The sequence below is a fragment of the Mesorhizobium sp. M7A.F.Ca.CA.004.04.2.1 genome (assembly GCF_004022825.1).
In the GTDB taxonomy this organism is placed as follows: Bacteria; Pseudomonadota; Alphaproteobacteria; order Rhizobiales; family Rhizobiaceae; genus Mesorhizobium.
Window position 1 is genome coordinate 1 of sequence record NZ_RZPH01000208.1, and the last position, 7,152, is coordinate 7,152.

Genomic DNA, 7,152 nt, shown 5'->3' on the forward strand with positions numbered 1-7,152 from the left:
CTAAGCAGTGTTTTCCGCGTCACACGGCGGCGTTTCACATCGGCGAGATAGAAATCCATCGGTCGCAGTCGAAGCGCCTTGCAAAGGGTCAGGAAGCTGCCCACCGTCAGGTTTGAGCGGCTCTGCTTGGCCCGTGTGATCATGGCGACGTTGAGCGCAGGGAAGGCGTCCACAGCTTGGCGGACAGAGACGCCGTCAAGACGGCGGCGCACGGTTGCGGCGAAGCGGTCGCGGTCGAACGGGTCAGCCATTGCCGGCCTCCCGCAGCTTGCGGTCAAGCGCACGCTTCAGCTCCTTCAACTGGCGTTCGGTCTCAGGATCCGGTGCGCGCTCTTTCGGCTCGGGATAATGTGCATCTCCTCGGAGCCGCTTCGCCTCGATCGCGGCTGCATAACAACCTGCTGAATTCTTATCGGGATCGTATTGGGGCGGCTCGCACGGTGCGTGCTTTCCGCCGCCAAAGATGTATTCCCGCCACGGCGTCCAACACCAGGTACCGTCACGGTAGCGGAAAAATCCCCACTTTCGTGATGGTCGCCCAGTCCAGACGATGGTGATGATCTTGCGCCCATCGAAACACGGCAGAGGCGGGGCTCCACGCACCCGCCCGGGCCAGTCGTGCCACCATTCTCCTGAGAAGCGCCCCAGAACCCTGTGCAGGTATCTGGCATTGCGGTGGTGGATGCGAAACGCGCGAACCAGCCTTCGCTTGGTAGCCCATCCCATCTTGAGGGCCACCATTGGCAACTCGGCATGATCGCGATCACTTTCGAGTATCGGGAGCGTGAACTCCTCGACGTAGCTGGTCAGCGGGAACGTCCAGAAATCCCACGGATGGTCATGAGGATTGGGATCGGCATCGCCACGATGGAAGATGTGCAGGCGCAGCCGGCCAAACCATAGACGGGTCATGTACGGCGTCGAATACTCGCCGTCGGTGCCATAGATCGTTTCGCAGCCAAGGAAGGTCACTCCGCCGCCTCCGCAACATTGCCACCGATCACAAGCTCATCGCCATCCTCGCCGTAGGCGTAGAGCAAGCCGTCGTCGAACCCGTTCCATTCGCGTGCAAGGTCGTCATCGGACAGGGTGAGCAACCGATCACGCAGTGCCCGCAACGTGCGCCGGTTGGTGGTTCGCGCCTCGGCGATCGTTTCCGCCACGGCCTCGCGATATTTCTGCTTGCCCTTCGCCTCGACGGCCTGGTCGATCTCATCAATGCCCAGCATGTCGAACATGGTCGGCACGGCGCGCTTGGCTTCCGCCTCGCGGCAGTAGCGCGTGCCGTCGCGAAAATAGGTGTCGGAAAGTTCGGAGGCCTGCCCGCGCCGGCCCTTCAGGATGGCGCGATAGGGCACGGTCATCAGCCCGCCGAACGGGTCGTAGACGATGTCGCCGGGATTGGAGTAGCGGTCGATCAGCCGGTCGACGATGTCGAACTGCAGCGGGCAGACATGCTTTTCCAGGTTGCGGAACGCCTGCTGCCCGTTCAGCGTCAGCATGCGCACCACGTCCGTCCAGATTGCCGGATGCTTCGAAGGCGGATCGAGCGTCATGTAGGTCTTCGACAGGCTGTCGCGCGCGGCCAGTTCCTCGCCCAGCTTCACATGCATCTCGAAATCGTAGATCGCCTCTTCCGAGACTTTTTGGAACAGCGTCCGCAGCGGCTTCGGCCCGAGCCGTACAAGCTCATCGGTGGTCAGCAGCCGGTCGCCTGACGACGGCCAGAAGGCGTGCGCGTCGAGCTGCCAGCGCGCCAGCGTGTAGCCGCTGTCGGGCACCTGCGGCCGGCGGTCGCCATCGCTCCAGCGCTCGTGCTGGCCATCGGCCGCAACCACCAGCGGTTTTGCATGCGCCACCGGCTGGTCGGCATAGCCGCGCGACAGGTCGCTCTGCGGCCGGCGAAACAGCAGCACATATTCCGGACAGCCGACGCCCATCTTGGTGGCGTCCTTCATCATCTCGGAATAGGTCAGCCGGTAGGTCTGGTTGTTCTCCTTCACCACGTCGGTGGCGATGGTGATCATGCCGATGTACTGAAAGCCGTGCTTCAGATAGTGGAAGATCGCCTCGGCGTGGAACGGCGACACGGTGGGCACGCCTTCACCGGTCACCGAGCCGAACAGCACCCGGTCCTTGACATGGATACAGGCCAGCCGGCCGGGCTGCAGGATGCGCAGCAGCTCCGGCGTCAAAAAGTCCATCTGCGCCCAGAAATGGTCGTTGTCGTCGGTGTGGCCGTAGTCGTTGTAGCTCGCCGTGTATTCGTAGTGGTTGGCGAACGGGATCGAGGTGACGATCTCGCCGACGCTGGCGCTTGCCGTCTGGCGCGCCTCCAGCACCGCATCATTGTGGGCGATGACGAACATGTCGCCGCGCTCTTCACGTCTAGCGACGCCGATCGAGCGTGATAGCACGTCGTCGAGCGGCAGGCCGTCGAGTCCATAGCGGAGGATGATCTCCGCCATGCGCGCCATCAGCCGCTCATGCTCGGCCCATTTGCCTTCCAAGTTGCGGCGCACCTCGCGCTCGGCTTCCGAGAAGATGATGTCGATGCGGCATTCCTGCAGCTGGCCGAAGCGCACGATGCGGTGCACCGCCTGGATGAAGTCATGGAACTTGAAGCCGACGCCGACGAAGATCGCCCAGTGGCAGTGTTTCTGGAAATTGTTGCCGGCCCCCGACATTTCCGGCTTGGTGGCCAGGTATTTGAACTTGCCGTCCTTGAAGCCGATGGCGTTCTGTTCGTTCGGGTCCAGCCCCTGCGTGCCATAGATCGAGCGCACGCCCGGCACCACCGCCTCGATCGCCCGCCGCTCATCCTCGAGGTCGTGCCACAGCAGGGCGTGCGAAGCAGGATCCTCGGCAAGCAGCGCGCTCATCTTGTCGATGCGGGCTGCCAGGCTGTCGCGCTTGGCGGCACTGGCCTGCACCACGCCGAGCGCCGTGTTGCGGATCAGCAGGCCTTGCCCATCGCGGTCGTAACCGGCCGTCGAATGGTCGATCGGCACCTCGTGCCAGTTCACCGTCACCGCCGGCAGCACATAGCCGTCGTCGGGAAAGCCGAGATCCGACGGCGATTGCAGGAACACCGCCCAGCTGTGCACCCACAGCCAGAACTCATCTTCCTTGTGCGGGAACAGCGTCAGGTCGCCGGCCGTCTCCGAATTGCGCTGGAAGAACCGCGTCAGCGCCTGGCCGGTGTCCATGATGCCGAGGAAGCCGGCATAGTGAATCAGTTCCTTGGTCCGGTTCGGCGACGGCGTCGCCGTGGCGACGAACTTGAAGCGCACCGCCTTGAACAGCGGCAGGAATGTCTGGAACGTCTTGGTGCCATAGCCGCGCAGCACCGCCGCCTCGTCCAGGCTGGCGGCAACGAAGCGCGACGCGTCGATCTTGCCGGCCAGCACGCTTTCATAATTGGTCAGGTAGATCGTGTCGGCGCTGTCGACCTCGGCATCGCTGCGGATGAATTTCAGCGTGACGCCGAATTCACCCTGGAACCGCTCCGCCGCCTCGGCGAAGAACTCATGCCGCACCCCCAACGGAATGACGATCAATCGCAGCCCGGGCGCGAACTTGCCGATCAGGCGCATCAGCTCGATCTGCATGAACGTCTTGTGCAGCCCGAACGACGCGAAGATGCCGCGGCTGCCGCCCTTCAGCGCCCAGCGCACGATCGCCCGGCAATGCGGGGCACCGGCCGGGTTGATGTCGTCGAGTGCTACATCGAAGCCGTCGGCTTTCGCCAGCTGCATCTTGCCGCGCAGGAAGGTCAGGTAGGGATCGTCGGAGGCGAGCGCGTTCATGCCGGCACCGCCTTGATGTCGCGCCCGAACTGCACCGCAATCTGGGCAAAGCCGCATTTCTCGGCCAGGGCGAACATCCGGGTGTTGTGACAGAGCGCGCCGAAATCCAGTCGCCCCGCGCCCATCGTCGCAGCCGCTGCGGACGTGCGCTCGATCAGGGCCGTGGCGATGCCGAGGCCACGATGCGACGGCTCGACATAGAGCAGATCGAGCCAGACCAGGTCATGGCCTTCCGGCTGGTAGTAGATCGCCATGCCGACCGGCTTTGACCGCTGCCCCGTTCCTTCGAGCGCGAACACGCCCCATTCGAAGCCTGTCAGTTTCTCCCGTCCGGCATCGATCGCCCCCTCAGTGATCATCCTGGCGAAGAAGCGTTTCGCAATCTTCATCCAGTCGGGCGCCAGAGGCACGTTCATGTAACGGATCGTCATGCCGGCCTGCCCTCCGTAGCCTTGGCGAAGGCGGGCACCGCCTTCTGGAGCCTGTCCAGATCACGGCCAATCATCGCGTGCTGAACGCGCAGGGCCGCCAGGTGAGCAGCCATTTGATCCGGCGGGATATCCTCAGTCCGCTTGAGCAAGCTACGCAGCTCAAGCGCGTCGGCGCGGGCGAAGGCGAGATGTTTCGTAAATTCGGTCATGCCGGCACCGCCTTGCGCGGGCGCCCTCGTTTGGAAACAGGTGCCGTCTCTCCGGCTGTCGCACCACTTTCGGCGGCTGCTCGCTCGCAGGTGTCGCTACCCGTCTCTCCGGCTGTCACGCCATTCTCGCTGGCGTTCACGTCCAGTTCTCTCCGCATGACTAAGGCGCTGCAGGCACTGGCAACCCCGCCCACCTTCTCGGCTGCCGCTTCCGGCAAATCTCCAACCTCAAAGCCCCAATGATCCCAGCCCGGCCGTGGCGCGCGGCAGAACAGTTCGATCTTGGCCACTCCGGGGAAAAGCCGCTCGATCGTCTCGGCGAAGAAATCCGGCTTGGCGGAATGCTTTGTCTTGCGCTCGCGGTGCACCGTCTCCGGCTGCGAGCCAGGCAAGGGCGCGGCGACATCGCCGCGGCGGCCGATGAGCAGGATTTCGTGACGGTCGCGGCCCCAATAGCCGGTGCCGGCAACTTCCTTGTCCCAGATCCAGTGATGCACATAGGTGAAGCCGAGCTCGGCCAGCACCCGCAACCCGTCGAGCAGCATCGGGTTGGTCGCCCAGCAATAGATGACGGCGTTTTCGCTGAACGGATCGAGCTGTTTCAACAGATCGATGATCTCGTCGGTCGTCATCGTCGGATAGTGGTTTTCGGCGCTCTTTTCGCGCCCCGTCACTTCCGAGCGGACACCATATTTCCACGGACAATCGAGATAGCCGACCGGATAGGTGCGCTTGAGCTTGCCCGGCGCCGTGGCTCGGCCGTTGGCCCGCACCATGTCCATATGCGTCAGCCGCACGGCGTGGCGCAGCTTCTGCCGCTCGGCACGGATCTCTTTCGCCCGCGCCACGATGTGCTTTTCCTCGCGCGCCAGCACCTCACGCTGCGCCTCGACAGCCAGGTCGGACAGCGCCTCGCCGGCGTGCACGGAAACCCGGCCGTCGCGGATGGCCTCAATCAGTTCGGCCGCACCATGGTCTCGAATGCGCTTGGCGGCGATCACCGCGCGTTCCGAAATCGACAGCCGTCTAGCTGCCTCCCGGGTCGGCAAATTTGCTGACCCGGCGGTGCTCTGGTTGATGCCGATATCCCAGTCGACCAGCCGCGCCGCCACCATGGCGCGTTGGCTCTCCGACAGATGCCGGCGGTGCAAGTTCAGCGACAGCACGAAGCCGAGCGGATCATCGCCGTCATAGTCGACCAAGACCGGCTCGACCTCGGCGAAAACGCACGCGGCATAGCGGTTGCGCCCGTCCAGTATCTTGCCGTCCAGCAGCACGATCGGCTCGCGCTGGCCATAGGTGACGATGTCGTCGGCCATCTCGTGCATTTCCTGCTCCGACAGCATCGGAAACAGTTCGGCCAGCGGGTGCGCTAGAAGGTCGCTCACTTGGCCACCTCTTCGGCAGGCCACACGCCACGCCTGCGAAGCTCCGCTTCCCACCCCTCGCGAACAGGCGTCGAGCAGTGCGCGATCGCGTCTCGCCAGGTCGGCCAGCGGCCGTTATCGGCATAGAACGCATACTGGTAGTAGAGGCTTTGCGCGTTGTGCGGCTCGTCTGAACCGTGCGCTGGACGATGGCCGCACACATGACACGCGTCCAACGCGGGAGGCATGAGGCCACAAGAGGCCTCCCGATCTTCGGTCACCTCACCCGTGGCCATGTCGACGACTTGGATTTTCCCAGGGAGGGCCTTCATTTCTTCACCGCCTTCCGCCGCCTGCGCTTCCGCCGCACCACGCCGTTGGCGGCGTCACGCCGTTTCTGGTTTTCGATGTGACTGACCATCTCCAGATGATCCGGATTGACGCAGCGCCGGTTGTGGCACTTGTGGTCGATCTGCTTGTTGCGCGGCACATAGCCGAATTCATTGGTGAAGCTGACTATGTGAGCGGCGACCGTGCGGTCGTTCAGCTTCATGCGAGGATAGCCGCCGCCGCGACCGGTGCCGCTGTCGCCCATAGTCCAGAACCAGCACGGCGTGCTGAAACCGCCATCGCGGATATCGATGGCGGCGTTGATACGCTCTGCGATGTGGGCGCGGCGGTCGAACATCAGGACACCTTCGCCATGCGATAGGACCCGGGGTTGCGCGACGCCGGTCGCACCACGGTTGTGACTAGGCCGGTGTCGATCAGCTCGGCCATGTAGTCGCTGCCATGCCCGGCACTGATCCTGGCGGCGCTGGCGAACTCGCGCAGGCCGCCGCTCACCACGCCTGCGGCATTGGCTTCCCTGCGCATGACGTTCCACAGCTTTGCGGCCTGGCTCGAAACGCCGTGCTGGCGGGCGAACGCATCGGCGCAAAAGCCGGTGTCATCCGGCGGCTCGTCAACGATCGCTTCGAAGTGCCGCTGCACGAAGGTCGTAGAGCTGACCCCCGCCTTGCGCGCGGCGGCTTCGATCTTGAGGTTCGTCAACCGGTCGCACTTCACCGAGAACCGGTAAAAGCTGTCGGCGCGCTCTTCGGGGTCACGGCGGGCAAGGCTGGCCATCACGCTGCCACCTTCCGGCGCGCCCGGTAGAGCGAGCTGATGCCTTCGTCGATCTCGCGAACCGCCGCCCGCTTTGCCGCGGCGATGTCGGAACGCCCGGCGACGACTGCCGCGAGCGATGTCACCGCCTCGCTGGTTTCCTTGTGCACGTCGGCCAGGTCATCGACCCCGACGGCTGCCGGCGGTTCCGGTTCAAGCGGCACGAGCG

General features: G+C 64.2%; 10 protein-coding genes. All 10 read right to left on the reverse strand.

Features of this window, described 5'->3' with window-relative positions; genetic code table 11:
• A partial coding sequence (locus EN893_RS12055) for a hypothetical protein (protein WP_164900813.1) occupies window positions 1-251 on the reverse strand: 251 nt, incomplete at its 3' end.
• Window positions 244-972: a hypothetical protein gene (locus EN893_RS12060; RefSeq protein ID WP_127266766.1), complete on the reverse strand. Its 729-nt coding sequence runs from the start codon at window positions 970-972 to the stop codon at window positions 244-246. The genes EN893_RS12055 and EN893_RS12060, both read right to left, overlap by 8 nt.
• Window positions 969-3,809, reverse strand: a complete 2,841-nt coding sequence (locus EN893_RS12065) for a DNA methyltransferase (protein WP_127266765.1) — start codon at window positions 3,807-3,809, stop codon at window positions 969-971. The genes EN893_RS12060 and EN893_RS12065 overlap by 4 nt, the downstream gene beginning before the upstream one ends.
• Window positions 3,806-4,240, reverse strand: coding sequence for a GNAT family N-acetyltransferase (locus tag EN893_RS12070; RefSeq protein ID WP_127266764.1), 435 nt, complete (start codon window positions 4,238-4,240; stop codon window positions 3,806-3,808). Before EN893_RS12070 ends, EN893_RS12065 begins: the two co-directional genes overlap by 4 nt.
• A complete protein-coding gene (locus EN893_RS12075) occupies window positions 4,237-4,449 on the reverse strand; it encodes a hypothetical protein (RefSeq protein WP_127266763.1) in 213 nt (70 codons plus the stop codon). The genes EN893_RS12070 and EN893_RS12075 overlap by 4 nt, the downstream gene beginning before the upstream one ends.
• On the reverse strand, window positions 4,446-5,795 hold the full coding sequence (locus EN893_RS12080) for an MT-A70 family methyltransferase (RefSeq protein ID WP_127266782.1): 1,350 nt from the start codon (window positions 5,793-5,795) through the stop codon (window positions 4,446-4,448). Before EN893_RS12080 ends, EN893_RS12075 begins: the two co-directional genes overlap by 4 nt.
• Before the next feature lie 38 nt (window positions 5,796-5,833).
• The gene (locus tag EN893_RS12085) at window positions 5,834-6,148 is read right to left on the reverse strand and encodes a hypothetical protein (RefSeq protein ID WP_127266762.1); all 315 of its coding nucleotides are present in this window, start codon (window positions 6,146-6,148) and stop codon (window positions 5,834-5,836) included.
• Complete coding sequence (locus EN893_RS12090; protein WP_127266761.1) at window positions 6,145-6,504, reverse strand: HNH endonuclease signature motif containing protein; 360 nt, start codon at window positions 6,502-6,504, stop codon at window positions 6,145-6,147. Before EN893_RS12090 ends, EN893_RS12085 begins: the two co-directional genes overlap by 4 nt.
• The gene (locus EN893_RS12095; protein ID WP_127269937.1) at window positions 6,504-6,944 is read right to left on the reverse strand and encodes a hypothetical protein; all 441 of its coding nucleotides are present in this window, start codon (window positions 6,942-6,944) and stop codon (window positions 6,504-6,506) included. Before EN893_RS12095 ends, EN893_RS12090 begins: the two co-directional genes overlap by 1 nt.
• A partial coding sequence (locus EN893_RS38040) for a hypothetical protein (RefSeq protein WP_164900814.1) occupies window positions 6,944-7,152 on the reverse strand: 209 nt, incomplete at its 5' end. The genes EN893_RS38040 and EN893_RS12095, both read right to left, overlap by 1 nt.